We start from the raw sequence: 25,123 nt of genomic DNA, 5'->3' as shown, positions 1-25,123 counted from the left end.
CCTGATGCGTCTGTCGCCCCGCGTCGGCGTCGAGAATTTCGGATGCTTGACCCAAGCTGTCAGCGCGAGGCGTTTGCTTTATGCTAGGCCGCACACCGCAGCAGTCTCGGCGAGCCGAATCCTGAAACGCCGCCCTGAACGCTGCCTCGACACACTGCGCGCGTTGCGCGCCCGAACCAACCGACGATGCCAAGCACGCCCCCTCCCCCTGCTTCGACGACCACCGCCGCGACCGCGCTGCGCGAGCACTTCGCGAACGTGGTGCTGCCGATGTGGCGCGGGCCCGGCTTCAATCACGCGTTGCAGCTGCCCTACGAAGCGCTCGACGCCACCGGAGGCGAGCCGCTGCCCGCGCAACGCTATCGGGCGATGGCATGCGCGCGGCAGCTGTTCACGTTTGCACAAGCGGGCGACATGGAACACGCGCGCGTGCTGTTCGATTCGCTGACCCGCACCTTTCGGGACGCCGATCACGGCGGATGGTTCTACAGCGTCGACGCGCTCGGCCTGCCGCTCGACACGACCAAGGACCTCTACACGCACGCGTTCGTCGTGTTCGCGTGCGCGGAATACGCGCGGCGCTCCGACAACCTCGATGCGCTCAAGCTCGTGCACAGCACGACCGCGCTGATCCAGTCGAACTTCGCGGCCGACGGCGATCTGTTCAACGCCGCGCTCAACCTCGACTTTTCGAAGGTCACCGCCACGCCGTTGCAGAATCCGCTGATGCACCTGACCGAAGCGTGGCTCGCCGCCTGCGAGGCGACGCGCGACAACGTCTTCGGCGCCGCGTTGCGCCGCCTCGCTGGCGCGGTCGCGCGACACTTCGTGCATGCGCCGAGCGGCTGTATCGCCGAATTGCCGATCGGCGCGAGCGGCAACCGTCTGGAGCCGGGACATCAGTTCGAGTGGTACTGGCTGGTCAGGCAGGCGGGCGCGCTGTTCGACGGCACAGGGCTAACCGACGCGCTGGCGCGCGCCTTCACCTTCGCGCAGCAGCATGGCGTGAACCCGGACAACGGCGGCGTGTGCGCATCGCTCGACGAGGCGGGCAAGGTCAGCGACGCGACCCAGCGGATCTGGGCGCAGACGGAATATCTGCGCGCGCTCGCCAGTCACGACGATCCGGCCGTGCGCGCGGCGCTGCCACAACACATCGCACGTTTTCAGCGATGCTTTTTGCATGAACACGGCTGGTTCGAATGCAAGACATCGAGCGGCGAAATTGCACGTACGGACATGCCGTCAACGACGCCTTATCATCTGGCCACCGCCTACGCGGCGCTGCCTGTGGACGCCGAATTTCGAGCGGGAACTTAGCCGAATTTGGCCAGTGATAGATGAAGTTCCACGCTTGATCGCCTCAATAAAGTGCGGCACGCACGGACGAATGTCCGCCGCCGGGTCGCGAGAGAAATTTGATGTTGCTGGTAAACCCTGGCGCAAAAAAGTTCTCGTCAGACGTTCTCAAAGTGCGAAAAAACATCAAAACCGGGGAATACCCGGACGCAGGTTGATTGGCGTCTGTCATAAAGACGTGATACAACTCTCCCCTCGCGCTCGCTCTCGCATTGGAGCGATTGCGGTCGCGATGCAATACACAACATTTATTTGGATCAAAAATGGCAACAGGTACTGTTAAGTGGTTTAACGATGCAAAGGGCTTTGGCTTCATCACCCCGGACGACGGCGGCGAAGACCTGTTTGCACACTTCTCGGAAATCCAGTCTTCGGGCTTCAAGTCCTTGCAGGAAAACCAGAAAGTGTCGTTCGAAGTCAAGCAAGGCCCGAAGGGCAAGCAGGCTGCAAACATCCAGCCGGTCTAAGTTCCTTCGGGTACTTTGAGACAGACTTGGACGTCACGATAGGCGCCTCTACAGGCGCTTGCGTCTAATGCAAAATGGCTCGCTTTACGCGGGCCATTTTCTATTTCTGCGTCCGTTTTCAAGCGTCGCCGCTTTAAAGCGCATGCATTCCGGTTAATGCGAATTCTGCGTTTGCGACGGACATTGCTCCGCGCTGTTGCGTACGCAACACACTTTCAGAAATTTCGAACACGGAAACCGCCTGTTTCAATTGCTCGGTTTGCTGATGTAGCGAAGCCGCCGCCGCCGCGGCCTGCTCGACGAGCGCCGCGTTCTGCTGCGTCATCTCGTCCATCTGCACGACCGCCTGATTCACCTGCTCGATGCCGGTGCTCTGCTCGAGCGACGACGCGCTGATTTCGGCCATCATCTGCGTGACGCGCGAGATCGACGCCGACACATGACTCATCGCTTCGCCGGCGCGCTCGACGAGCGTCGAGCCGCCCTGAATCTCCGCGACCGATTCGCTGATCAGCGTCTTGATTTCCTTCGCCGACTGCGCGCTGCGTTGCGCGAGGCCGCGCACTTCGCCGGCTACGACCGCGAAGCCGCGGCCCTGCTCGCCCGCGCGCGCCGCCTCGACAGCGGCATTCAGCGCGAGGATGTTGGTTTGGAATGCGATGCCGTCGATCACCGAGATGATCTCGGCGATCTTGTCCGAGCTCTGCGCGATGCCGCGCATCTTGTCGACCACCTGATTGACGACTTCACTGCCGCGCGACGTCGCGTCAAGCGCGGTCTCGGCGAGCGCATTGGCTTCGCGCGCATGATCGGCGTTCTGGCGCACGGTCGCTGTGAGTTCCTCCATGCTCGATGCCGTTTCCTCGAGCGATGCCGCCTGGTTTTCGGTGCGCGCCGACAGATCGGCGTTGCCGGTCGCGATTTCGTTGGCGCCAAGATGGATCGAGTCGGCCGACTCGCGCACGCTCTTGACGGTGCGTGCGACGCTTGCCTGCATCGTCGCGAGGCCCGAGAACAGACGGCCGATTTCGTTGCTGCCGCGTGCGGCGATCGGTTGATCGAGACGGCCTTGGGCGATGCGCTCGAAGTGGCGGCCCGCTTCCTCGAGCGGTGCCACGACGCCGCGGCGCAGCGCCGTATAGACGGCGAGCGTGCCGGCGACGAGCACGAGCAAAATCGCCACGCTGACGATGCGAAACGCCGCCACGCGCGCATCGATCGAATCGAGCGACGCGCGGCTCGCGGCGTCGCCGAATTGCCCAAAGTTGTGCACTTCCGCCAGATAGGCGTCCTGAAACGACTGCGTCGGCTGATCGAGGAAGGCCTGGATGTTGTTCGAGTCGAGATACTGCGCGAGCTCCGCGAGCGCGCCATGCAGCGTCTTGTAGCGTTCGGCGAGCGCGGCGGCGCGCGCGCTGTTTTCGTCGCTGGTCTTCTGCGCGCTCATGAAGGCCGCGAAAGACTGATCGGCGGCGGCGAGCTGTTCGCGAGCGTGCTGCACGATGTCCGTGGGCTCGGTGCCCCCGCGCACCATGCGCGTGCCGGCACGCGACAGGTTGATGCGCGCGTCCATCAGGCGCTGCGTCGTCTGATTGACCGCGTCGACCTGCTTCAGCGCGATGTTCGACAGATCGCCGACGTCGTCGTGCGTGCGTGTCAGCGACCAGAAGCCCAACCCTACCGTGACGAGCTGGAAGACGCAGAACGCGGCCAGAACACATAGCAGGCCGGATGCGACCTTGATCTTGCTGAACATCGTGGACACCTGGGAACAAAGGATAACGGAGGTACACCAGGGTTAACGGCAGGCCGATTGGCGGCTTGAGGCCAATTCCGGCAAAAAGCGCTCTACGTGCAGGTTTCATCGTCGATCGTCGCGATTGCGGTTGTTTTGCGCAACAATGCGCCGCTCATCGCGAGGAATCACCTTGCGCAGCGCAGCGGCACTTCCTAGAGTGGGTAGGGACCGCATGGCACGCGCCGCGCGGATGTTTTGTTGCACCGATGCACTACCCAGACCCCTGCACGAAGGAACCACGATGACCGACCTACTCGACCGGGCGCGCGGCGCACTGCACGCCCAGCCGTTCAGCATGCTGCTAGGCGCGGAGCTGATGCACGCCGGCAGCGACGAGCTCACCCTATGTCTGCCGATTCGGGATGAACTGCGGCAGCAGCATGGCTTCGTACATGGCGGCGTCATCAGCTATCTCGCCGACAATGCGTTGACGTTCGCTGGCGCGCTGTCGCTGGGTCCGAGAGTCGTGACCGGTGAGTACAAGATCAATTATCTGCGCCCGGCAGTGAAGGGCACGCTGATCGCGCGCGCCAGTGTGGTCTATGCGGGCAGGCATCAGGCGACCTGCCAGTGCAGCGTGTTCGTGATGGAGGGGAATCGCGAGAAGCTGGTGGCGGTCGCGCAGGGGACCGTGAATCGGATTGGAGAGAACGGGGAGCAGGAGGCGGGGGCTTAAAGCCGGGACGCCATGAAAAAAGCCGCTCCTGCGCAAAACAGGAACGGCCTTTCATTTCACAGCGATATGACGGAAAGAGAAAGCGCGTTACTCCGCCGCGTAAGTCTTCTGCGTCTGCTCGCCCAGCCCTTCGATACCCAGACGCACCGTCTGCCCCGGCTTCAGAAACACCGGGTTCGGCTTCACACCCATGCCCACGCCCGGCGGCGTGCCGGTCGAGATAACGTCGCCCGGCTGCAGGCTCATGCACTGCGACACATACGACACCAGCTTCGCGACACTGAAGATCATCGTCTTCGTGCTGCCGTTCTGGTAGCGATGGCCGTCCACTTCGAGCCACAGGCTCAGGTTCTGGGGATCGGCGACTTCGTCGCGCGTGACGACCCACGGGCCGATCGGGCCGAACGTGTCGAAGCCCTTGCCCTTGTCCCACGTGCCGCCGCGCTCGATCTGCCATTCGCGCTCCGACACGTCGTTGACGACGCAGTAGCCGGCCACATGCTCGAGCGCGTTTGCTTCGTCGACATACTTCGCCGCCTTGCCGATCACGACGCCGAGTTCCACTTCCCAGTCGGTCTTCTTCGAACCGCGCGGGATTTCGATGTCGTCGTTCGGGCCGCTGATCGCGCTCGTCCACTTGTTGAAGATGACCGGTTCGGCCGGTACCGGCAGATTCGATTCCGCCGCGTGATCCGCATAGTTCAGGCCGATGCAGATGAACTTGCCGATCTTGCCGACGCACGGTCCAACGCGCGGATTACCTTCGACGACCGGGAGCGTTGCCGGATCGAGCGCGCGCAGTTTCGCGAGACTTTCATCGCCGAGCCCAGCGCCGTCGATATCGCCCACTACCTTCGACAAATCGCGAATCTTGCCTTGCGCGTCGAGCAGGCCCGGCTTTTCCTGGCCTTTCGGCCCATAACGAAGCAGTTTCATCGTTGCACTTCCCTTTACGTTCAGTAGTGTCCGGTTCGTCAGTCAATCAGAATCAGTTCGACCATCCGCCGTCGATTACATGGAGTTGGCCCGTCGTGAATGACGACTCGTCGGACGCGAGATACAGCGCGAGCGCGGCGATCTCCTCCGGCTTGCCGATGCGGCCCATCGGCTGACGCGCGACGAAGGCGGCCTGCACCGCATCGAGCGACGCGCCCTGCGCCTGAGCCTGCGCGGCGATTCGCTGTTCGAGCGACGGCGAGGACACCGTGCCCGGGCAAATCGCGTTACAGCGTACACCACGCGTGACGAAATCCGCAGCGACGGACTTCGTCAGCCCGACCACCGCGGCCTTCGACGCGCCGTACGCGAAGCGATTCGGCACACCCTTCACGCTCGACGCCGCCGACGACATGTTGATGATCGAGCCGCCGCCCCTTCTCCAGCATGGCCGGCAAGAACGCGCGAATCATACGGTACATGGCCTTCGCGTTGAGGTCGAAGGCGAAATCCCAGTCCTCTTCGCTGCATTCGAGGATATTGCCCGAGTGTACGAAGCCCGCGCAGTTGAACAGCACGTCGATCGTGCCGACTTCCGCGGCGAGCGCCTTGATCGCCGCGCCATCGAGCACGTCGAGCTTGCACGCCTCGACCGGCTTGCCGGCGAGTCCGTCGATGCGGATATCGGTGGCGATCACACGCGCGCCTTCGCGCGCGAACAGTTCGGCGGTGGCGAGACCGATACCTTGTCCCGCTGCGGTGATCAGGGCCGTTTTGCCGGCCAGTCTTTGTGTCATCTACGACTCCAGTTGAATGGGCTGCTAACGAAATCAAAGCCGATAAAACGCGGTGGCGTTCTCGCCGAACACGGCGTCGCGCTCGGCGTCGCTCAACGACGCGACGAGCGTGGTCGCCACCGAATGCCAGAGCAAATAGTCGCCGTTCAGTTCGAGCACCGGCCAGTCGCTGCCCCACATCAGCCGCGCGGGACCGAACGTGTTCAGCAGATGCTCGACGTAGGGCCGCAGCGTGTCCTCGGTCCAGCCGGGCGAGGCCTCGGTCGCGAGACCCGACAGCTTGCAGTGCACCTGCGGCAGCGCGGCGAGCCGCGTGATCGCGTCGCGCCATACCGGGTAGCCCGCCTGGCCGTAGCGGATCGGCGGCTTCGCGCCATGATCGACCACCATGCGCAGCGCCGGAAAACGCTGCACGAAGATCTCGACGTATTGCACGTGACGCGCGTAGATCAGCGCATCGAACGCGAGATCGTGCGCGATCAGCGCCTCGATCGCCGGCGCGAGATCGGGGTTGGCGATCCAGCCGTCGTCGGGCAGATCCTGAAGCATCGGCCGCACGCCCTTGAACTTCGGCTCGCGCGCGAGCACCTCGATCAGATCGGGCGCGTTCGGCAACAACAGCGGCACCCAGCCGACCACGCCCGCGATCGACGGCTCGTGACGCGCGATGTCGAGCAGGTAGCGGGTTTCGTCGAGCGTCGGCGCGGCCTGCACGACCACGGTCCGCTCGATGCCGGCCTGTTCGCGCAACGGCTTCAGATCATCAGGCCCGAACGGCCGGTAGAGGATTTTCAGCTCCGGCGTCAGCCACTCGTAGTCACCCCGCGCGGGGTCCCAGTAGTGCTGGTGAGCGTCGATCGGCATGGTCGGATCAGTCCTCGGGGGCGGGCGCACGGGGGTCGAGCAGGCCCGCGTCGCGCAATGCGGACCACAAGGCCGCGGGGATCGGCAGCTCGAACGACGCGACGTTCTCGCGCAATTCGTCGGCGCTACGCGCGCCGGTCAGCACGGTGGCGACCGCCGGGTGCGCATACGGAAACTGCAACGCGGCGGCGGCGAGCGGCACGTCATGCGCGCGGCATACCGCCTCCAGACGCGCGACGCGCTCGATCACCTCGGGCGGCGCGGCGCCGTAATTGAACTTCAGATCGCCTTCGACGCCCCGCGCCAGAATGCCCGAATTAAACGCGCCGCCGAGCAGGATGCTGACGCCGCGCGCCTCGCAGGCGGGCAGCAGGTCGTCGAGGGTGGTCTGCTCGAGCAGCGTATAACGGCCCGCGAGCAACGCGCAATCGATATCGCACTCGGCCATCGCGTCGAGGATCACCGCGCCCTCGTTGACGCCGAGGCCGAGCGCCTTGATTGCGCCCGTCGAGCGCAGGCGCTCGAGCGCACGGAAGCCGCCCCCTTCGGTCAGTTGCCGCCAGTAGTGCGGATGCTGGTCGCCGTGCGTGACGCGACCGATGTCATGCACGAGCAGGACGTCGATATCGATGATGCCGAGGCGCTGCTGGCTGTCCTCGAACGAACGCAGAATGCCGTCGTGCGTGTAGTCGTAGATCGCTTCGAACGGCAGCGGATTCTGCCAGCCTTCGCGGTCGTCGAATGGCGACGTGCGCGGCACGAAGCGGCGGCCGACCTTGGTCGACAGCACATACTCGCCGCGCGGATAGTGGCGCAGCGCGGCGCCGAGCCGATGCTCGGCCTTGGTGTTGCCGTAATGCGGCGCGGTGTCGAAGTAGCGCATACCCGCGTCCCAGGCGGCGGCGATCGTCGCTTGGGCCTCCTCGTCGGACAGGTCGCGGTACAGGCCACCGAGCGGCGCCGTGCCGAGCCCCAGTCCGCTCACCTGCAACGAGCCGCGGCCGATACGGCGCCGCTGCCCAATTTTCGATACGATCGATGCCGACATGAGCGTGTCTCCAGATTTTTGGTCTTTTTACCATGCGGCGGCGAAGTGCGGCGGTCACACTCCGCGCACCGCTTGGGAAGTGCATTCATTCACCAATGAACGTATTATTCATATTCGAATTTTTCCAAGTCAAGAAAACTACGCGGCGCGGATGCCTGGGTTTTCCCTGGACATAGGCCATCCAGTTCGCGAAATGCTACGCACTCGCCCGCGCACACCAGATAATCAAAACTCCACACGGAATTCCCGGACCCTCACGATGGACGCCGAAGACAAGGACGACGACCGCTATCGCGCCCCCGCGCTGGATAAAGGCCTCGACATTCTCGAGCTACTGTCCGAGCAGAAGGAAGGACTCACGCGCGCCGAAATCACGCGGCAGTTGGGCCGCAACGCGAGCGAGATGTACCGGATGCTCGAACGCCTCGTCGCGCGCCAGTACGTGGTGCGCTCGGCGGCTGGTGACCGCTACTCGCTGAGCCTGAAGCTGTTCGCGCTCGCGCACCGTCATCCGCCAATGAACCGGCTGATCGCAGAAGCGCTGCCGCTGATGCAGCGTTTCGCCGACGCGGCCGAGCAGTCTTGCCACCTCGTCGTCTACGACCGCGGCAACCTGCTAGTGATTGCGCAAGTCGACGGACCGGGCACATGGGGCATGTCAGTGCGGCTCGGTTCGCGGGTCGGCCTGATCGACACCGGTTCGGGGCGCGTGATGCTCGCGTTCCAGAGCGTCGAGCAGCGCCAGCAGATGCTGGCGGAGCACACGAAGGTGAAGGGCGAAGTGACGCTCGATCTCGACGCGCTGGAGGAGGCCTGCGAGCGCATCCGCGCGGCGGGCTTCTGGCAGAAGGACAGCCAGCAGACCTTCGGCGTCACCGACGTGACGTTCCCGATACTCGCGCCGTCGGGACAGGCGAGCGCGGTGCTGACCTGCCCGTATCTGCGGCGGATCGACGAATACGTCGCGCCGACGCTCGAAGCGGCCACCACGCTGCTGCGCGACACGGTGCAGGCGCTGTCGATGTTCCGCGAGCAGGCCGCGTGATCGGTAAGTTGCGCGGTAAGTTGCGCAGCGGCGCGCACGCACACATGGTTTAGAATGGCGGCCCTTCCAAAATAACGCCGCATGACGGGCTCATGCGCGCGCATCGATTGAGCAATGGCCAAACTTCTGACCGATTCCGAATTCCAGCGTTTTTCCGAACTCCAGCAGAAGCAGTCGAGCTTCACGATCACCGCCGAAGAAGCCGACGAACTGCGCGACATCGTCGCCCACGCGCAGAAGCGCCGCGACGACCGCGCCGCCGCGATGCAAAGCATCGAGACCTTCATCCAGCAGTTCCACATCACGCCCGACGAGCTGTTTTCGCCCGAGCAGATCGGCGAAGCGGCGCGCACCTACGGCCTGATTCCGGCCGTGCGCAAGGAGCGCGTGCTGCCGCCGTCGCTGACGTTCAACGGCAAGCCGTACCAATGGACCACCCGTGCGCTGCCCGACGAAATTCGCGTGCCGCTGTTCGACGCGTTCACGGGCGGTGAGTCGGTGAAAGCGTTCATTTCGACGCTGAAGGACGCGAACCGCTGCGCCGCGACGATCGCGCGGCTCGAACGCGAAACCGGCGCCGTGTATGCGCAGGCATGGCTCGACGAGCTGTCGGTCACGCGCGCGCAGGTCGATGAGGCGGCACAGAAGCTGGCGGCGTGAGGCGGTGAAGCCATGCGTTGAGCGGCTCGCGACGTCAGCCGCTCAACGCGCCGGCTGGTTCTGCGCGGCGGACTTCGGGTCCGCCCCCGCCGTTTCGTCGAGCGCCATCCGCAAGCCGACCACACCGGGGTCATCGGTCCGCGTGATCGTGAAGCCGCTGGCCTTCGCGAGCGCGATCATCGCGGTGTTCTCGCGCAACGCTTCACCGATCAGCCAGTGCGTGTCGCGCGCCCGCGCGTACGCGATGATCCGCTGCATCAGCAACTGGCCGAGGCGCCGCCCTTTCTGATCCGAGCGCACGGTCACCGCGAATTCGGCCGTCTCGTTGTCGGGATCGGCCACCGCACGCACCACGCCGAGCGTCTGCGCGACGCCGTCTTCGTTGTCGACCGTCGCGATCAGCGCCATTTCCCGGTCGTAGTCGATCTGCGTCATGCGCGCGAGTTGCGAGTGGTCGAACGCGCCGACTGAAGCGAAAAACCGCAGCCGCAAATCTTCAGGCGTCATCGCCTGCACGAACTCGCGATGCGCGTTTTCGTCTTCGGGGCGAATCGGCCGCACCGTTACACGCATCCCCTGCCAGTCGATCGTTTCCTCGAAGCGGCGCGGATACGGCACGATCGCGAGACGGCTGCGCTGCGCGCCGAGCCGCAACACGGGCTCGACCACCGTCACGCGGTCCCGGTAGACCCTGAGCTTCAACGACAGGCCGACGATCTCGCGCACGTCGCAAACCGCCTGCGACACCGCCGTCAACGCCGCGAGCGTCGGCTCCGGCGCGACCAGCCTCGCGTAGTGCGAACGCGTGACGATATCGCGCGCGAGCATCGGATTGAGCGGCGGCAGGCCGTACACGTGCAACCCGCTGGAAACGCCGTCGATCGGCGGTGCGGCGAAGCGGAACACGGGGCCGAAGTTGTCGTCGTCGTGCAGTTCGACGGCGACGTCGACGATGGGTTTTGCGGCGCCGTCGGCATCGGCGCCCGGCACATCGGCGCCCGACGCGTGGGCGCCCCCTCCTTGCGCGCCCTCCACCCGCAACCCGAACCGCGACAGAAACCGCGCCGCCGCCGCCCCGGCAAGCTCGCTCGCGCCCGCCGCCAACGCTTCGCGAGCCTGCGCCTGGGCGGCGTCGATCGACTCGGGAATCTGCGCAGGCAGGCCTTCCGGCGTTTGCATCAGCAGTTCGCGGCCCAGCCGGTAATCGACCAGACGGGCGAAGGCGCGCGCGAGCCGCTGCGGCGTCGTGTGCACCGGGATGCCCTGCGCATGCAGCGCGTCGCGCCTCGTCGCATCGACACCGCCGAAAAAGCACGCGAGCAGCCCGCGATACGCAAAGCGCTGATGCTCGATCAGCGCCTGCGCGACGTCGTCCACGGGCGCGCCATGCGTCGATGCGTGCACCACGACGGCGGTGCCGGTCTCGCGATACTCGCCGAGCAGCTTCAGCGCGGTGCCGAAGTGCTCAGGACGCGCGCCGTCGCCGAGCAGCAGCGGATTGCCGCCGACCGCGAGCGGCAGCGCCTCGCGCAGCGCGTCCGACGCCGCGGCCGGCCACGGCGCGAGCAGGCCGCCGGCGGCGGTGAACGCGTCGCGCGCGAGCGTCGCGAGACCGCGGTCGCTAGTGATCAGCGTGGCGGTGGCGCCCGCCGCCACGCGGCCGACGCCGAGCGTTTCGATTTCGTCGAGCAGATCGTCGAGCGCGTCGACGCGCACGAGGCCCGCGCGCCGGAACGCCGCTGTGTAGAGACCGTCGGCGGGATCGTCGCGGCCGGAGCGCAGCGCGAGCACCGGCTTGTTGCGTGCCGCCGCGCGCGCGGCCGACATGAACTTGCGCGCCGCCCGCACGCTGTCGAGTTCGAGCAGGATCGCGCGGGTGCCGGGGTCGCTCGCGAGGTAATCGAGCACGTCGCCGGCATCGACGTCGGCCTCCGCTCCGAGCGCCACCGCGTGCGAAAAACCGAGCCCGCGCGCTCGTGCCCAGCCGAGCACTGCGTTGGTCAGCGCATTCGACTGCGACACCCACGCGACGCCGCCCGCCTTGACCGTGCACGACGGTGCGCCCAGATGCGCGCCGAGCGCCGGCGACACCACGCCGAGACTGCCGGGTCCGACGATGCGCAACAGATGCGGCCGCGCCGCCGACAGCGCGTGCCGCAGTTCGAGCCGGTCTTCATCGCTGCGCACCTCGCCGACGATGATTACGGCGCGCGTGCCCATGCCACCGAGCTTATGGATCAGCGAGGGCCACGTCGCGGGTGGCGTGCAGATCACCGCGACGGTGGGCGCCTGCGGCAGATCGCCGACGTCGGCAATCACCGGATGGACGCCGAGCGTCGCGTGCTTCGGATTGACCGGCCACAGCGGGCCGTCGAAGCCGCCTTCCAGCACACGCGCCCAGACCATCGCGCCGGTGCTGCCCAGCCGCTCGGACGCGCCGATCACGGCGACGGATTTCGGGCGAAACAAGGCGTCGAGGTTGCGAACGGTCACGGGCGCTCCATGCGGTTGGACAGGAATTGGAGCCGGCTTCGCGGCGAGGCGGGTGGTTCCGTCAGCATAGGCGAAGTCGCGCGCTGGCGCGGGACGTTGTTGCGGCGGAAAAGTAAAAAGCCGCGTCGAACGACGCGGCTTTTTTGCTTCGAAACCAGCGGACTCGCGGTTTTACATCGCCTTTCTGAACGGCGCCCCCGAGTGCTCGCGCAACTCGTTGAACACGATCTTCGGCCACGCCTTCTGCGCGACTTCGATCTCCGATACGTGCGAGGCCAGATAGGTCGGCGCATCGGACGCATCGAGCGCGATTCGCGCCGAGTACGAGTCGGTGAAGCGGCGCAGTTCGGCCGCATCGTCGCAGGTCACCCAGCGCGAGAGCCGGTAACGCGCCGGCGCCATGCGCACGACGACCTTGTATTCCGTCGACAGACGGTGCGACACCACTTCGAACTGCAGTTGCCCGACCGCGCCGAGAATCATCAGACCGCCGGCTTCGGGACGGAACACCTGGATCGCGCCTTCCTCGCCGAGCTGCTTCAGCGCTTCGCCGAGCTGCTTCGCGCGCATCGGATCGACCACTTCGACGGTCTGGAAAATTTCCGGCGCGAAGAACGGCAGGCCGACGAACTGCAACTGCTCGCCTTCGGTCAGCGTATCGCCGAGACTCAGCGTGCCATGGTTCGGAATACCGATGATGTCGCCCGGATACGCCTCGCTCACCGTCTCGCGACGCTGCGACAGGAACGTGACCACGTTGTTTGCGCGGAACGTCTTGTTCGAGCGCGTGACCTTCACCGCCATGCCGCGCTCGAAACGTCCCGAACACACGCGGATGAACGCGACGCGGTCGCGGTGCGCGAGGTCCATGTTCGCCTGCACCTTGAACACGACGCCGGTGAACTTCGACTCTTCCGGCTGCACCGGACGCTGTACGGTCATGCGCATCGACGGCGGCGGCGCGAGGTCGACCAGCGCGTCGAGAATCTCCTTCACGCCGAAGTTGTTGATCGCCGAACCGAACAGCACCGGCGACTGCTGGCCGGCGAGGAACTGCTCACGGTCGAACTCGGGCGTCGCGCCGCTGATCAGATCGATTTCTTCCTTCGCACGCCCCCACGCGTGGCCGAAACGGCGCTCGCCTTCCTCGTTGCTCAGTGCCTGCAGCGTTTCGACCGCGCCGCCGGCCGTGTCCTGACCGGCGCGGAACACGCGCACCTGATCGCGCTGGACGTCGTAGACGCCCTGGAAATCCTTGCCCATGCCGATCGGCCATGTGAAAGGCACCGCCGCCACGCCGAGGTGCTGCTCGATCTCATCGAGCAGTTCGAGCGGCTCGCGCACTTCGCGGTCGAGCTTGTTGATGAACGTGACGATCGGCGTCTTACGGCTGCGGCAGACTTCCAGCAGCTTCAGCGTCTGCGCTTCGACGCCGTTCGCGCCGTCGATCACCATCACGGCGGCGTCGACCGCGGTCAGCACACGGTAGGTGTCCTCGGAGAAGTCTTCGTGGCCCGGCGTGTCGAGCAGGTTGATCACGCAATCGCCGTACTCGAACTGCATCACCGAGCTCGCGACCGAAATGCCGCGTTGCTTTTCGATTTCCATCCAATCGGACGTCGCGTAGCGGTTGCTCTTGCGGCCCTTCACGGTACCGGCGATCTGGATCGCGCCCGAGAACAGCAGCAGTTTTTCGGTGAGCGTGGTTTTACCCGCGTCCGGGTGGGAAATGACCGCGAACGTGCGGCGGCGTTTGAGTTCGGAGACTGACATCGGGTCTGGCGGTCACGGAAAGGGGTTCAGGCGGTTCCCGGCGGCCGTGGGCGGCCGGTATGCCGCGCGTGGCGCGGCGGCGTCGAGCTGCGAGAATCGGGCGCGGGCCCGGATCGGCCGGCGCTCGCGCCGCGTCCGAAAACGGGTGGCGAACGGGTCACGACCCAGCGTTCGACAATGCGGGAATCGCTGGCGCAAAAACGGCGCAAGGGGCGAATGATACACGTCTGGCGCGACGGCCGGGGGAAAGGGCCCCGGCGCCGGACGGGGCGACGGCGCGAGCGTCGGCGCGCCGCGCATGCTGCCGGCAAAGGTGAGCGTTTTCGGGACTTACGGCGGCGAATATCGATTTGCGGTCAAAGGTGAGGATCGCGAAGCGCGTGCACGCACCTGCCAGGTCGCGGGCGCCACCAACACGATGCGCAGGAAAACGGCGATAAAGCTTCGCGCCGCTATGAACAGGTTCCGGCTCGACGCCTGGAAACGCCCGCCAGCAAAGGCTGTCGCGGGTTTTCGGCGAGCGGCGCGGGCGGGGCGGCACGATGGCGATTCGCACCCGCGGAGGTGCGTCGCGCGACAAAGCCTGGCTCACCGAAGCATCCCGCGAGGTTCGAATGCATCGGTAAATATCGCCGTATACGTTCAGGCGTCACGCAAAGGTGAGCGTTTTCGGGACCTTTGCAACGGTGCGGAACGGATCAAACCACGCATCACTTCAGAGAACACGGACGCATCGGCACCCACGATGAAGCTCAACCTTCGATCAGAAACCGCTCGCGATTTTTGCCGACGAGCCAGGCCGGCGAGCGCCCACGGCCGCTCCAGGTTTCGCCGGTCTTCGGATTGCGGTACTTGGCGACGGACGTCGTCGACGACGACTTGCGGCGCGGCTTCGGCGAGGCGCTCGTCAAGCCGAGTTCTTCGGCGGTCAGGTCGTATTCGGCAATCTTCTGCTTGATATCGGCGATAGCTTGCGAGACTTCTTTTTCGCGCGCGGCTGCGACTTCCTTGTGGAGTTTTTCGAGTTGCGCAGTCAGCTGTTTGTAAGAGGCCATGCCGGTGTTCCCCCCTCGGTTGGACGCACTGCGATGAATCGCGATGAATGGTTGGCGGACACTATCAGACGAATAAATCACAGGATAGTGAATCGCGCGGCCGAGCGCATGCGCGGCGGCCCCGCTCAATCGTCGATCGCATCGTAGACGCGGCGTTCGAAGTCGATGGCCATCGGGAAGGGGTCGATCGAGCGGCGCTGGATCAGCATCAGGCCGATCATGTTCTCGACCGGATCGGCGAACCAGGTGGTGCCGTACGCGCCGGGCCAACCGAACGAGCCGAGCGAGCGGTAGCCGAGCGGCAATTGCTGCGCCGGATCATCGACGATCGACAGGCCGAGGCCGAAGCCTTGCCCCGCCCAGATCACGTGACCGAAGGCAGGCAGGCGGCGCTGCTCGCGGCTCAGGAAATTGCTGCGCATCAGGTCGACCGAGCGATGCGACAGCAGCCGCGTGTCGCCGACGCGGCCGCGCCCGAGCAGCAGTTGCGCGAATCGCAGATAATCCTCGGCGGTCGAGACCAACCCGCCGCCGCCGCTCTGGAAGCGTCGCGGATTGGCCCAGCGGCTCGCCGCCGCATGATCCTCGACCACACGACGCCGCGTGCCGGGATCGATGTTGTACGCGGTGGCGAGGCGCGCAAGCTGTGCGTCGGGCACCCAGAACGCGGTATCGCGCATGCCGAGAGGCGCGAAAATGCGCGTGCGGAAAAACTCCCCAAGAGTCATGCCGCTCACGCGTTCTATCAGCACGCCGAGCACGTCGGTCGCCACGCCGTAGTGCCAGCGCGAGCCGGGCTGGAACATCAGCGGCAACGCGGCGATGCGCGCGAGCCACGCGCTGTTGCCGCCGCTCGCCTCGAAGCCGTTGAACGCGGCGGCGTAGGCTTCGCCAAGCGGCCCCGTCGCCGTGAAGTGATACGCGAAGCCCGCGCGATGCGTGAGCAGGTCGAGCACCGTAATCGGCGCGCGTACCGGGTCGGTCTGGTCGAGCGGGCCGGTCGGGTCACGCAGCACGCGCGGCGCGGCAAGCTCGGGTAGCCACCGCGAGATGGGCGCATCGAGCGCGAGGCGGTCTGCCTCGATCAGCATCATGATCGCGGCGCTCGTCACCGGCTTCGTCATCGACGCGATGCGAAACAGCGTGTCGCGCTCCATCGGCAATTGCGCGGCTTCGTCGCGTAGGCCTGCCGGTTCGAAGTAGCCGATTTCGCCGCGCCGCCATACGAGCGACACCACCCCCGCCACTTCGCCCCGCTCCACATAGCCCTGCATCGCGTTGGTCAGCGTCGCGAGGCGGGTCGCGGCAAGTCCTGCTATCTGCATGTTCACCCTGTGTCGGTAAAAGAAAACGTGCGCGCGCCCGGTCGCTTTGGGCGATCAAACCGAAAGATAGAACCTCTCCGGCGAAAGCGCACACGACGGCTTTCCTAATTGCCGATCCCGATTGGCGGACACAATGACGACATTCAGGCTTTCTGCCGTTTTTCCAATGCGCAAAGCGCGGCATCGAGGCGTTTGACGCGGGTTGCCTGCGCCGGCACGAGAACCGCGCCGGAAACGTGCTGAAGGCGGTTACGCCAGTAAGACAAAGGAATACGGTCTTCTGCGGAAATATGGGAAATTATGTGCTCGAGATGCTCGATGTCTTTTTCGAGTTGCTGATGATTCATTGCTTTCCCCGGATTTTATTGAATTAGTGTTGAAGCAAAAAAATCGAAAGCATGGAGCCGCGTTGGCCCGCGCGGCCCAAAGTAATGCCCGCCAGCAGCGGAAAAACCTTCCTGAACTTCTTCTGCGTCGGAAAAAACCGGCAATTTCTGCTCGCCGGGTTAAATCCCAACGGTTTAAAAAAGAATACTGCCGTCAAATTTCACGTTCCGTTGCCTGCCGCACTGACTGCGTTCGACGCCCCGAAGGTAAAGATAAATCATGGTCGGGGCGCAAAGGATAATCGGTGCGCGGTGACTCAACGTTGTAAAAATGCCGCATGCGGCCTACTTATCCCAATTCGCATGCAAACCGCTTATCGGACACGCATTAGGCGCATGAATTTATGACGGCCATGTGGTAACCGGAATGGCACGAGCGTGGTCAGCGAGCGTATCGGGAACTGGCAGGGAATAACTGCGAACAGGTGAAAAAAAACGAAGGCCGCCAACGGATCGGCCAGCCGCGCGCGCCGGCATTGCACCGGCACGGCATCAGGTGCTTACTTCGCGGTCGCGCGGCAGGCGTAGATCAGGCTCAACGTACCGCCCTCGCTCGACTGGCGCACGACGTCGAACGCGCCGTTGCAACTGGCGGCCGCCTGTTGCGAGCACGAGTCGGAACCGACCGGGCATTGCACGAGCGTGGTCGCACGGCCGTCCGGCAGGAACAGCGGCGCGCTGCTGCTGCAACCGCCAAGCGCGACGATCGCGGCGACGGCCAGTATGCCGCGCGAGCGGCGCGCGAAGAAGGAATGGCATTTCATGGAGACCCCGGTCACGTCTTGTTTTTCGATCTCGCGATTGTGCCACGCTGCTCTCGTGCTGCGTCAGTTGGCGTGGTGCGGCTGGCCGGGCGCGGCGAGTCAAACGTCGATGCCGTGCGCGGCGATCTTCTTGTACAGCGTCGCGCGGCCCATGCCGATCTGTTTCGCAGTGTCAATGACGCGGCCGCCGTTCGCGCGCAACGCGTCGCAGAGAAAGCGCTTTTCGAACGCGGCCATCGCGTCGCTCCACGAGGTGGGTTCGGCGCTGGCGGCCACGTCCACGCTGGCGGCCGCGACAGTCGGGGTCCGCGCCGGTGCCATCGCACCGCCGTGCCCCGAGCCGATGAACGGCGCGAGCACACGCGCATCGATGCGCTCGCTGTCGGACAGCATCACGGCGCGCTCCAATGTGTTGCGCAGTTCGCGCACGTTGCCGGGCCAGTCGTACGCGCACAGCACGCGCAACGCGTCGTCGTGCAATTCGAAGTGGCTGCCGCCGCCTGCCTGCGCGGCCAGCTCCTCGAGCATCGCGTAGGCAAGCGCCTCGATGTCGGACGGACGCTCGCGCAGCGCCGGCGCATGGATCGTCAGCACGTTGAGCCGGTAGAACAGGTCCGCGCGAAAACGCCCGGCCGCGACGAGCGCCGGCAGATCGGCCGATGTCGCCGCGATGATCCGCACATCCGCGCGCACGATCCGATTCGAGCCGAGCGGCTCGAATTCCTTGTCCTGCAGCACGCGCAGCAGCTTGCCCTGCAACGGCAGCGGCATATCGCCGATCTCGTCGAGAAACAGCGTGCCGCCGTTGGCGAGCTCGAACTTGCCGACCCGCCCCCTGCGATCCGCGCCGGTGTACGCGCCGGGTGCGGCGCCGAAGAACTCGACTTCGAGCAGCGTGTCGGGAATCGCCGCGACGTTGACGCTGACGAGCGGCTTGTGCGCGCGCGCCGAGCCGCCGTGAATCGCATGCGCGAGCAGCTCCTTGCCGGTGCCGGTTTCACCCAGCAGCAGCACCGGCGCTTCGAGCTGCGCCGCGCGCCGCGCCTGGCGCTTCACTTCGAGCGACGCCGCGCTCGTGCCGACGAAGCTGCCGAACGTATAGCGCGCGCGGCGCGCCTGCGCAAGCGACTGACGCGTCGCGATCAGCTCCTGCTGCAACCGCGAGTACTGCGAAAAGAGGGGCGACAGCGCTTTCAGCTCGTCGAACAGCGCGAAGCCGACCGCGCCGATCGTCACGCCGGCATCGTCCTTGAGCGGCAGGCGCGTGACGACGAGCGGCTCGCGATCGGTCTCCATGATGTCGAGCAGGATCGGCTTGCCGGTGTTGACGACCTCGCGCATCAGACTGTTTGGAATCACCGCTTCGCAATCGCGGCCGATCGCCTGCTGCGGGTCGGCAAAGCCGAAGCGCGCCGCATACCGCTTGTTGATCCAGACGACGCGCGCCTGCCCATCGACGATGAAGGTGCCTTCGCTGAAGTTTTCGAACGTGCGAAACAGCGAATCCATCGCCCGACGAAGCACGTCGTCATAGGTGGCGGGCAAGCCCGTCCAGTCGGTCAACATGCTGTCGCTGTCTCCGCTTATCGTTTTGATTGCATCAATCTCAATCGGTGGATGAATTTATCTCCAAATTGAGACACCCGATAGGCCTTATGCATCATGAGTTACCCTGGTTTCAGGTGTTCTTCAGCGGATGGAAGTCCCGTTTCGGAGACGCTTGGGTACAATCCGCCAACGATGCCTCGGCCCGCCGCTGCGCGGCCGCGCCATGCGCCACGGCGGGCCAGCAGCAAAACGGCAGGCATGGCATGGAACCTGCGTTCCGAGCGCGCCGCGCCGTCGCTCGATCGGGACGGCAAACATGTAGAACAACCGGGCTATGGAGACTCAATGACCTTTCTCATCGTTATCGCCGCGCTGGCGTTTCTGATGTTCGCTGCGTATCGCGGCTACAGCGTGATCCTGTTCGCGCCGATCGCGGCGCTCGCCGCCGTCCTGCTCACCGAGCCCGCCGCCGTCGCGCCGGTCTTCACGAGCATCTTCATGGACAAGATGGTCGGCTTCGTGAAGCTGTACTTCCCGGTGTTTCTGCTCGGCGCCGTATTCGGCAAGGTGATCGAGCTGTCGGGCTTCTCGGAGTCCATCGTCGCGGCCGCGATCCGCTATATCGGCCGCTCGCGCGCTAACGCGGTGATCGTCGCGGTGTGCGCGCTGCTCACCTACGGCGGCGTGTCGCTGTTCGTCGTCGTGTTCGCGGTCTATCCGTTCGCGGCCGAGCTGTATCGCCAGAGCAACATTCCGAAGCGGCTGATGCCCGGCGCGATCGCGCTCGGCGCGTTCTCGTTCACGATGGACTCGCTGCCCGGCACGCCGCAGATCCAGAACATCATCCCGACGACGTTCTTCAAGACCACCTCGTGGGCCGCGCCGACGCTCGGCGTGCTCGGCTCGCTGTTCATCATCGTGGTCGGTCTGTCGTATCTGGAATGGCGACGCCGCGCCGCGATGGCGACCGGCGAGGGTTACGGCACCGACCTCGTCAACGAGCCGGAGCGCGTCGAGTCGAAGCAGCTGCCGCATCCGCTGCTGGCGGTCGCGCCGCTCGTCATGGTCGGCGTCGCGAACTTCCTGCTGACGCGCTGGATTCCGACCTGGTACGGTCCGTCCTTCACGGTCACCCCGGACATCCTGCCGGGGCTGCATGCACCAGTCGAAACGAGCGTCAAGGCTCTCGTGGGGATTTGGGCCGTGCTGGGCGCGCTGCTGCTTGGCATCGTGATGGTTGTCGTGACGGCGTTCAGTCGCGTCAGCCAGCGCTTCGCGGTGGGCACCAAGGCGGCAGTGGCGGGCGCGCTGCTGGCGTCGCTCAACACCGCGTCGGAATATGGCTTCGGCGGTGTGATCGCGGCGCTGCCGGGCTTTCTCGTCGTCAGCAACGCGCTGAAAAGCATTCCGAATCCGCTCGTCAACGCCGCGGTGTCGGTCAGCACGCTGGCGGGCATCACGGGTTCGGCATCGGGCGGTATGAGCATTGCGCTCGCCGCGATGTCGGATACGTTCATCAAGGGTGCGGAAGCCGCGCATATTCCGCTCGAAGTACTGCATCGCGTGGTCGCGATGGCGAGCGGCGGCATGGATACGCTACCGCACAACGGCGCGGTGATTACGCTGCTCGCCGTGACGGGTCTCACGCACCGGCAGTCGTATCGCGACATCTTCGCGGTCACCGTGATCAAGACGCTCGCGGTGTTCTTCGTGATCGCGGTGTATTACGCGACCGGCCTCGTGTGAACGCCGAACCGGAAAACAGTACTTTGATCTGATAGATCCGCATTACTCCCACCTCGACAGCCGGCCAACGAAGCACGAGGATGGAGTCGTCAGCGCCCAATGTTGCAAGAAGGGCAGGCTGACCCGAGTAACAACGGCGTTTAACGGCCCGTCCCTGTCCGGACGGGCTATTTTTTTGCGCGCGCCCAACGCCTCCTAGCCCGCCCCCGCGTCACCCGCATGACAAAACCCGAACGCACGTCGCGCCACCGCGGGGCATGAAAAATGCGTCCGTCGCGACGAGGAGTCGCGTTAAACTGGTTGCTCGCTCCGCAACCGCGAATCCGCTAGCGGCAGCGTCACACCCGACTAAAACCCCGGCGAGACAGAGGCAGACGCGACACGGCACGACGACGCGGCAGACGGCACGCCGTCCGCCCCGTACAATGGTTCCATCACCAACGCAACAAGGACAACTTCGATGCGCATCACCGGGTCCTCCGGGTCAATGGCCCTGCTCACCGAATACGACGACGCAACGGCGCGCGAACTTCGCTCGCTGCGCCTCGAATCGACCGAAGACGGCAAAGGCATCCTGCTGATCGAGGTCGATGAGCGCAAGCCGGGCATACATCGCGAAGTGCGCTACGAAATCACGCCCGCGGAGCTGATCGCCGCGATCCGCGCGCATGGCGCCGAGTTGCCGGGCGAGCAGCACAATCATCGTCAGTGAAACAGGCGCGCGGCGGGTGTGACCGTCGCGCGACTCGTCAGCCTCTCGCGCCGGTTGCGTCGCGCTTCGACGCGTCAGCGCGGGATTATTCGCATTGGGCGCGCGTCGCCGTGCTTTCCGTTTGTTCCGTTCACGCCGCCAATCCCCGCTTTCCTACGGGTTTTTGCAAGCGTCTTCGCGTCTCGTCGAGCGCGCTTACCCGGCCTTCAGCAACTTGTCACAAGCGGTTGCCACGCTTGTGTATCGAGGCATGCGGCCACATAGGGCGACCTGATCGCAGCCAGAAGACGGGCCAATTTCCGGGCCGGTTGCACGTCTCGAAAATACGTCCATAATCCTTGCATTCCCCTTTGCATTCCTTACCGCGCTGCGCCCGCAAGGGCCGCGGATGTTAAACCGATGCTACATGACCTCGTCGCGCAATATGGACCGGCGCTCGTCTTCCTCAATGTGCTGGCTGCCGCGCTCGGGCTGCCGGTGCCGGCCATGCCGTCGCTCGTGCTGTTCGGAGCGATGGCCGCGATGCACCCCGGCTCGGTCGGCACGCAACTGCTGCCGGTCCTCGTGCTGTCGATCTTCGCGACGCTGATCGGCGACAGCGCGTGGTACGTCGCGGGCCGCATCTACGGCGGCAATACGCTGAAGACGATCTGCCGGCTGTCGCTGTCGCGTGACACCTGCGTGAAAAAGACCGAGCGCTTCTTCGGCCGCTGGGGCGTGCGCGTGCTCGCGGTCGCGAAGTTCGTGCCGGGGCTGTCGATCGTGTCGATCCCGATGGCCGGCGCGATGGGCACGCGCTACCGCATCTTCCTCACCTATGACGGCGTCGGCGCCGCGCTGTGGTCCGGCACCGGGCTGATCATCGGCGCGCTGTTCGCGCGGCAGATCGACATGCTGTTCGCGATTGCCGGGCGGCTCGGGCGCACGGCGGCGCTCGTCGTCGTCGCGTTGCTGGTGCTGTACGCGGTGTACCGGTGGATCCGGCGCCGTCAGTTGATCGCGAAGCTCGCGTCCGCGCGCATCGAGGTCGACGAACTCGAGAAGCTGTTCGCGGCTGACCGGGCGCCGGTCGTGTTCGACATCCGTTCGGAGGAGAAGCGCAAGCTCGATCCGTTCGTGATCCCCGGCGCGCAATTCGCCGATGAACGGCAACTCGACGACATCGTCGCCACCTACGCGCACGATCAGAAGCTCGTGATCTACTGCTCCTGCCCGAACGAGATTTCCGCGGCATGGATGGCCAAGCAGCTCAACGAAGCCGGCTTCTCCGACGTGCTGCCGCTGCGCGGCGGCATGGAAGCCTGGCGCGATTCGGGCAAGCCGGTCGACGCGCTGCCCGCGATGCCGCCGCCGGAAGTCGCGGTCGACGACATCGCGCCCAAAGCCGTTTAGCCGTAATCAGCGGCGGCATCGTCCGCCTGACGCGCGCGGCACGGCTCGTCCCGGCGTGCGAGCGCGCATCGCGTTGCCTCGCGTTCAATCGTGCAATGAATATCGAAGGAGCGGTTCAATGCTTTCGACTCAGGACGTTTCGACTCAAGAGGTGGAAGGACAGCAGGGGGTCGTCGCCGACGCGCCGTTTTCGTCGCTGTCGACGCGCATGCACCAGATGTTTCCCGCGCTCAGCTGCGCGGAGATCGACCGGCTGCGCCGCTTCGGCGAGGTCGGTCACTGGAAGTCCGGCGAACTGCTGTTCGAGACCGGGCGCACCGGGCCCGGCATGTTCGTTCTGCTCGAAGGACGCGTGAAGGTCTATCAGCGTGACGGCATCGGCCGCGAAGTCTTGATCGGCGAGCATGGCGCCGGACATTTTCTGGCCGAGGTCGGGCAACTGTCGGGCAAGCCCGCGCTCGTGAACGGCCTCGCGATCGGCGCCGTCGAAGCGCTGCTGATTCCGCCCGACCGCCTGCGCGCGCTGCTCGTCGCCGAAGCGGAACTCGGCGAGCGCATCATGCGCGCGCTGATTCTGCGGCGCGTGTCGCTGATCGAAAAGGGCGCGGGCGGGCCGATCCTCGTCGGCGATAGCAGCGACGCGCGGCTCGTGATGCTGCAAGGCTTCCTGTCGCGCAACGGCCATCCTCATTCGGTACTCGACGAACGCGACGAAGACGCGCTGCGTCTGATCGAGCAGTTCGCCGCGCAGCGCGAGGACCTGCCGCTCGTGATCTGCCCGGACGGCTCGGTGCTGCGTCATCCGAGCATGCCCGAGCTTGCCACTCGCTTAGGTATGCTGCCCGATCTCGACGACACGTACGTGTACGACGTCGCGATCGTCGGCGCGGGGCCGGCGGGACTTGCCGCCGCGGTGTACGCGGCCTCCGAAGGGCTTTCGGTGATCGTGCTCGACAGCCGCGCGCCGGGCGGCCAGGCGGGCGCGAGCTCGCGCATCGAAAACTACCTCGGCTTTCCGACCGGCATCTCGGGCCAGGCGCTCGCCGGCCGCGCGTTCGTGCAGGCGCAGAAGTTCGGCGCGCACGTGGCGATCCCAGTCAACGTGAAAGCGCTGCATTGCGGGCAGTCGCCGTATCGGCTCGAGCTGAAATGCGGCGGCCACATCAGCGCGCAGGCGATCGTGATCGCGAGCGGCGCCGTGTACCGGCGCCCGGCGCTCGACGGGCTCGAGCGCTTCGACGGACGCGGCGTCTACTACTGGGCGTCGCCGGTCGAGGCGAAGCTGTGCAAGCGCCAGGAGGTCGTGCTGGTTGGCGGCGGCAATTCGGCCGGCCAGGCGATCGTCTATCTGGCGACGCACGCGGCCAAGGTTCACGTACTGATCCGCCGCAGCGGTTTCGAGGCGACCATGTCGCGCTATCTGATCGACCGCATCCGCTCGCTGCCGAACGTGTTCGTGCATCCGAATTCGGAAGTCGGCCGGCTCGAAGGCGATGAGGACGGGCTCGTGTCGGTCGCGCTGAAGCGGCCGCTGCCCGGCGGCGTCGATCACTTCGACACCCGGCATCTGTTTCTGTTCACCGGCGCGGACCCGAACACTGAATGGCTGCGTACCTGCGGCGTGCAGCTCGACGCGAAAGGCTTCGTGCTGACCGGCATCAGCGCGGATGGCTCGGCCACCGCGTGCGACCTCGGGACCACGGTCGAAGGAGTCTATGCGATAGGCGATGCGCGTGCCGGGTCGACGAAACGCGTGGCCGCGGCGGTCGGCGAAGGCGCGGCCGTGGTCGCGCAGATTCACCAGTTGCTGGCGCAGACGAGCGGTGAAGAGGTGGCGCTCGGGGCGTGAGCCTCAGAGAGCATGAAAAAAAGCGCACGGTGAGTTACACAGTGCGCTTTTGTATAACAGACGGCACGATGGCTGCGCCGGTGCGGACCCGCGCGTTCAGCGGTCCACTCAGCGCTCCAACTTCGCGCGCAACTCGCGCGCGGCCTCCAGCAGTCCCTCGTAACCCGAACGCGCGTGCTCCGGCAGATCGGGATCGCCGACCAGCGCGCCGAGCGTTTCGATCAGACTGTACACAATGCCTTTCGCGGCGCCCGATGCAATGCCGCCTGACGACACCTGTTGATCGACGTGACTGAGCGCCGCGTCGAGCTGCTCGATCTCGGGACGATCGTCGGAGGGCGGCTTGGGAGAAACGTCTTGCGTCATGATCGAACATCGCTCCATTGAGTGCATCGGTAAAGTTGTTATATACCGATCGTGCGCCGCCGTC

The 25,123-nt window shown here is 65.3% G+C and carries 22 protein-coding genes and 1 pseudogene; 10 read left to right on the top strand and 13 right to left on the bottom strand.

What is annotated here, in order from left to right; genetic code table 11:
• The first annotated feature begins 186 nt into the window (after nt 1-186).
• Together OKW40_RS31445 and OKW40_RS31440 are read left to right on the top strand one after the other, a co-directional pair.
• Nucleotides 187-1,320 carry an AGE family epimerase/isomerase gene (locus OKW40_RS31445; protein WP_429493229.1) on the top strand — a complete coding sequence of 378 codons (1,134 nt, stop codon included), beginning with the start codon at nt 187-189 and terminating at the stop codon, nt 1,318-1,320.
• 302 nt (nt 1,321-1,622) lie between these two features.
• Nucleotides 1,623-1,826, top strand: coding sequence for a cold-shock protein (locus tag OKW40_RS31440; RefSeq protein WP_018424088.1), 204 nt, complete (start codon nt 1,623-1,625; stop codon nt 1,824-1,826).
• A 133-nt stretch (nt 1,827-1,959) separates the two neighbouring features.
• Here OKW40_RS31440 and OKW40_RS31435 read toward each other — a convergent pair whose 3' ends face one another.
• Nucleotides 1,960-3,582 carry a methyl-accepting chemotaxis protein gene (locus OKW40_RS31435; RefSeq protein WP_184057594.1) on the bottom strand — a complete coding sequence of 541 codons (1,623 nt, stop codon included), beginning with the start codon at nt 3,580-3,582 and terminating at the stop codon, nt 1,960-1,962.
• Between the two features lie 283 nt (nt 3,583-3,865).
• On the opposite strand from OKW40_RS31435, the gene OKW40_RS31430 reads away from it, so the two are divergent.
• Nucleotides 3,866-4,300 carry a PaaI family thioesterase gene (locus OKW40_RS31430; RefSeq protein WP_429333103.1) on the top strand — a complete coding sequence of 145 codons (435 nt, stop codon included), beginning with the start codon at nt 3,866-3,868 and terminating at the stop codon, nt 4,298-4,300.
• Nucleotides 4,301-4,387: 87 nt separating this feature from the next.
• On the opposite strand, the gene OKW40_RS31425 is transcribed toward OKW40_RS31430, so the two are convergent.
• The 4 genes and pseudogenes from OKW40_RS31425 to OKW40_RS31410 all read right to left on the bottom strand — a co-directional run bounded on the left by OKW40_RS31425 (nt 4,388) and on the right by OKW40_RS31410 (nt 7,945).
• Nucleotides 4,388-5,236 (bottom strand): ureidoglycolate lyase, encoded by an 849-nt coding sequence (locus OKW40_RS31425; protein ID WP_187612440.1) that lies wholly within the window; start codon nt 5,234-5,236, stop codon nt 4,388-4,390.
• A gap of 52 nt (nt 5,237-5,288) precedes the next feature.
• Nucleotides 5,289-6,033 (bottom strand): annotated as a pseudogene (locus OKW40_RS31420) (SDR family oxidoreductase).
• A gap of 33 nt (nt 6,034-6,066) precedes the next feature.
• Complete coding sequence (locus OKW40_RS31415; RefSeq protein ID WP_429493228.1) at nt 6,067-6,897, bottom strand: amidohydrolase family protein; 831 nt, start codon at nt 6,895-6,897, stop codon at nt 6,067-6,069.
• A 7-nt stretch (nt 6,898-6,904) separates the two neighbouring features.
• Nucleotides 6,905-7,945: an aldo/keto reductase gene (locus OKW40_RS31410; RefSeq protein WP_429493227.1), complete on the bottom strand. Its 1,041-nt coding sequence runs from the start codon at nt 7,943-7,945 to the stop codon at nt 6,905-6,907.
• A 259-nt stretch (nt 7,946-8,204) separates the two neighbouring features.
• On the opposite strand from OKW40_RS31410, the gene OKW40_RS31405 reads away from it, so the two are divergent.
• The gene (locus OKW40_RS31405) at nt 8,205-8,990 is read left to right on the top strand and encodes an IclR family transcriptional regulator (protein ID WP_090808230.1); all 786 of its coding nucleotides are present in this window, start codon (nt 8,205-8,207) and stop codon (nt 8,988-8,990) included.
• Between the two features lie 114 nt (nt 8,991-9,104).
• Nucleotides 9,105-9,650: a hypothetical protein gene (locus OKW40_RS31400; protein ID WP_184057604.1), complete on the top strand. Its 546-nt coding sequence runs from the start codon at nt 9,105-9,107 to the stop codon at nt 9,648-9,650.
• Nucleotides 9,651-9,692: 42 nt separating this feature from the next.
• On the opposite strand, the gene OKW40_RS31395 is transcribed toward OKW40_RS31400, so the two are convergent.
• From OKW40_RS31395 to OKW40_RS31375, 5 genes are all read right to left on the bottom strand, one after another.
• Nucleotides 9,693-12,143 (bottom strand): GNAT family N-acetyltransferase, encoded by a 2,451-nt coding sequence (locus OKW40_RS31395; protein WP_429493226.1) that lies wholly within the window; start codon nt 12,141-12,143, stop codon nt 9,693-9,695.
• Between the two features lie 171 nt (nt 12,144-12,314).
• On the bottom strand, nt 12,315-13,916 hold the full coding sequence (locus tag OKW40_RS31390) for a peptide chain release factor 3 (protein WP_429493225.1): 1,602 nt from the start codon (nt 13,914-13,916) through the stop codon (nt 12,315-12,317).
• Between the two features lie 752 nt (nt 13,917-14,668).
• Nucleotides 14,669-14,971 carry an H-NS family nucleoid-associated regulatory protein gene (locus tag OKW40_RS31385; RefSeq protein ID WP_090808223.1) on the bottom strand — a complete coding sequence of 101 codons (303 nt, stop codon included), beginning with the start codon at nt 14,969-14,971 and terminating at the stop codon, nt 14,669-14,671.
• Nucleotides 14,972-15,096: 125 nt separating this feature from the next.
• Complete coding sequence (locus tag OKW40_RS31380) at nt 15,097-16,296, bottom strand: serine hydrolase domain-containing protein (RefSeq protein ID WP_429493224.1); 1,200 nt, start codon at nt 16,294-16,296, stop codon at nt 15,097-15,099.
• A gap of 143 nt (nt 16,297-16,439) precedes the next feature.
• A complete protein-coding gene (locus tag OKW40_RS31375; protein ID WP_084754379.1) occupies nt 16,440-16,643 on the bottom strand; it encodes a hypothetical protein in 204 nt (67 codons plus the stop codon).
• Here OKW40_RS31375 and OKW40_RS31370 point away from each other — a divergent pair.
• The gene (locus OKW40_RS31370) at nt 16,643-16,924 is read left to right on the top strand and encodes a hypothetical protein (protein ID WP_429493223.1); all 282 of its coding nucleotides are present in this window, start codon (nt 16,643-16,645) and stop codon (nt 16,922-16,924) included. The genes OKW40_RS31375 and OKW40_RS31370 overlap by 1 nt on opposite strands.
• Before the next feature lie 258 nt (nt 16,925-17,182).
• Here OKW40_RS31370 and OKW40_RS31365 read toward each other — a convergent pair whose 3' ends face one another.
• Together OKW40_RS31365 and OKW40_RS31360 are read right to left on the bottom strand one after the other, a co-directional pair.
• Complete coding sequence (locus OKW40_RS31365; protein ID WP_184057612.1) at nt 17,183-17,446, bottom strand: hypothetical protein; 264 nt, start codon at nt 17,444-17,446, stop codon at nt 17,183-17,185.
• Between the two features lie 99 nt (nt 17,447-17,545).
• Nucleotides 17,546-19,012: a sigma-54 interaction domain-containing protein gene (locus OKW40_RS31360; protein ID WP_184057614.1), complete on the bottom strand. Its 1,467-nt coding sequence runs from the start codon at nt 19,010-19,012 to the stop codon at nt 17,546-17,548.
• Nucleotides 19,013-19,339: 327 nt separating this feature from the next.
• Between OKW40_RS31360 and OKW40_RS31355 the strand changes: the two genes are divergently transcribed.
• The 4 genes from OKW40_RS31355 to OKW40_RS31340 all read left to right on the top strand — a co-directional run bounded on the left by OKW40_RS31355 (nt 19,340) and on the right by OKW40_RS31340 (nt 24,693).
• On the top strand, nt 19,340-20,740 hold the full coding sequence (locus tag OKW40_RS31355) for a GntP family permease (protein WP_018424071.1): 1,401 nt from the start codon (nt 19,340-19,342) through the stop codon (nt 20,738-20,740).
• A gap of 460 nt (nt 20,741-21,200) precedes the next feature.
• Nucleotides 21,201-21,452 (top strand): hypothetical protein, encoded by a 252-nt coding sequence (locus OKW40_RS31350; RefSeq protein WP_008921056.1) that lies wholly within the window; start codon nt 21,201-21,203, stop codon nt 21,450-21,452.
• 399 nt (nt 21,453-21,851) lie between these two features.
• Nucleotides 21,852-22,844 (top strand): DedA family protein/thiosulfate sulfurtransferase GlpE, encoded by a 993-nt coding sequence (locus OKW40_RS31345; RefSeq protein ID WP_184057616.1) that lies wholly within the window; start codon nt 21,852-21,854, stop codon nt 22,842-22,844.
• A 118-nt stretch (nt 22,845-22,962) separates the two neighbouring features.
• A complete protein-coding gene (locus tag OKW40_RS31340; RefSeq protein WP_184057618.1) occupies nt 22,963-24,693 on the top strand; it encodes an FAD-dependent oxidoreductase in 1,731 nt (576 codons plus the stop codon).
• 108 nt (nt 24,694-24,801) lie between these two features.
• On the opposite strand, the gene OKW40_RS31335 is transcribed toward OKW40_RS31340, so the two are convergent.
• Nucleotides 24,802-25,059: a hypothetical protein gene (locus tag OKW40_RS31335; RefSeq protein ID WP_184057620.1), complete on the bottom strand. Its 258-nt coding sequence runs from the start codon at nt 25,057-25,059 to the stop codon at nt 24,802-24,804.
• Nucleotides 25,060-25,123: the final 64 nt, after the last annotated feature.

Origin of the sequence: Paraburkholderia sp. RAU6.4a, assembly GCF_050435625.1 — a bacterium.
GTDB classification, from domain to species: domain Bacteria; phylum Pseudomonadota; class Gammaproteobacteria; order Burkholderiales; family Burkholderiaceae; genus Paraburkholderia; species Paraburkholderia tuberum.
The sequence above is the reverse complement of the archived record's forward strand: the minus strand, read 5'-3'. Positions and strand labels throughout refer to the sequence as shown.

Bases quoted from the DNA above. Each gene is read 5' to 3' on its own strand.
- OKW40_RS31445 (WP_429493229.1), top strand. From the start codon at position 187: ATGCCAAGCACGCCCCCTCCCCCTGCTTCGACGACCACCGCCGCGACC.
- OKW40_RS31440 (WP_018424088.1), top strand. From the start codon at position 1,623: ATGGCAACAGGTACTGTTAAGTGGTTTAACGATGCAAAGGGCTTTGGC.
- OKW40_RS31435 (WP_184057594.1), bottom strand. From the start codon at position 3,582: ATGTTCAGCAAGATCAAGGTCGCATCCGGCCTGCTATGTGTTCTGGCC.
- OKW40_RS31430 (WP_429333103.1), top strand. From the start codon at position 3,866: ATGACCGACCTACTCGACCGGGCGCGCGGCGCACTGCACGCCCAGCCG.
- OKW40_RS31425 (WP_187612440.1), bottom strand. From the start codon at position 5,236: ATGAAACTGCTTCGTTATGGGCCGAAAGGCCAGGAAAAGCCGGGCCTG.
- OKW40_RS31415 (WP_429493228.1), bottom strand. From the start codon at position 6,897: ATGCCGATCGACGCTCACCAGCACTACTGGGACCCCGCGCGGGGTGAC.
- OKW40_RS31410 (WP_429493227.1), bottom strand. From the start codon at position 7,945: ATGTCGGCATCGATCGTATCGAAAATTGGGCAGCGGCGCCGTATCGGC.
- OKW40_RS31405 (WP_090808230.1), top strand. From the start codon at position 8,205: ATGGACGCCGAAGACAAGGACGACGACCGCTATCGCGCCCCCGCGCTG.
- OKW40_RS31400 (WP_184057604.1), top strand. From the start codon at position 9,105: ATGGCCAAACTTCTGACCGATTCCGAATTCCAGCGTTTTTCCGAACTC.
- OKW40_RS31390 (WP_429493225.1), bottom strand. From the start codon at position 13,916: ATGTCAGTCTCCGAACTCAAACGCCGCCGCACGTTCGCGGTCATTTCC.
- OKW40_RS31385 (WP_090808223.1), bottom strand. From the start codon at position 14,971: ATGGCCTCTTACAAACAGCTGACTGCGCAACTCGAAAAACTCCACAAG.
- OKW40_RS31380 (WP_429493224.1), bottom strand. From the start codon at position 16,296: ATGCAGATAGCAGGACTTGCCGCGACCCGCCTCGCGACGCTGACCAAC.
- OKW40_RS31375 (WP_084754379.1), bottom strand. From the start codon at position 16,643: ATGAATCATCAGCAACTCGAAAAAGACATCGAGCATCTCGAGCACATA.
- OKW40_RS31365 (WP_184057612.1), bottom strand. From the start codon at position 17,446: ATGAAATGCCATTCCTTCTTCGCGCGCCGCTCGCGCGGCATACTGGCC.
- OKW40_RS31360 (WP_184057614.1), bottom strand. From the start codon at position 19,012: ATGTTGACCGACTGGACGGGCTTGCCCGCCACCTATGACGACGTGCTT.
- OKW40_RS31355 (WP_018424071.1), top strand. From the start codon at position 19,340: ATGACCTTTCTCATCGTTATCGCCGCGCTGGCGTTTCTGATGTTCGCT.
- OKW40_RS31350 (WP_008921056.1), top strand. From the start codon at position 21,201: ATGCGCATCACCGGGTCCTCCGGGTCAATGGCCCTGCTCACCGAATAC.
- OKW40_RS31345 (WP_184057616.1), top strand. From the start codon at position 21,852: ATGCTACATGACCTCGTCGCGCAATATGGACCGGCGCTCGTCTTCCTC.
- OKW40_RS31340 (WP_184057618.1), top strand. From the start codon at position 22,963: ATGCTTTCGACTCAGGACGTTTCGACTCAAGAGGTGGAAGGACAGCAG.
- OKW40_RS31335 (WP_184057620.1), bottom strand. From the start codon at position 25,059: ATGACGCAAGACGTTTCTCCCAAGCCGCCCTCCGACGATCGTCCCGAG.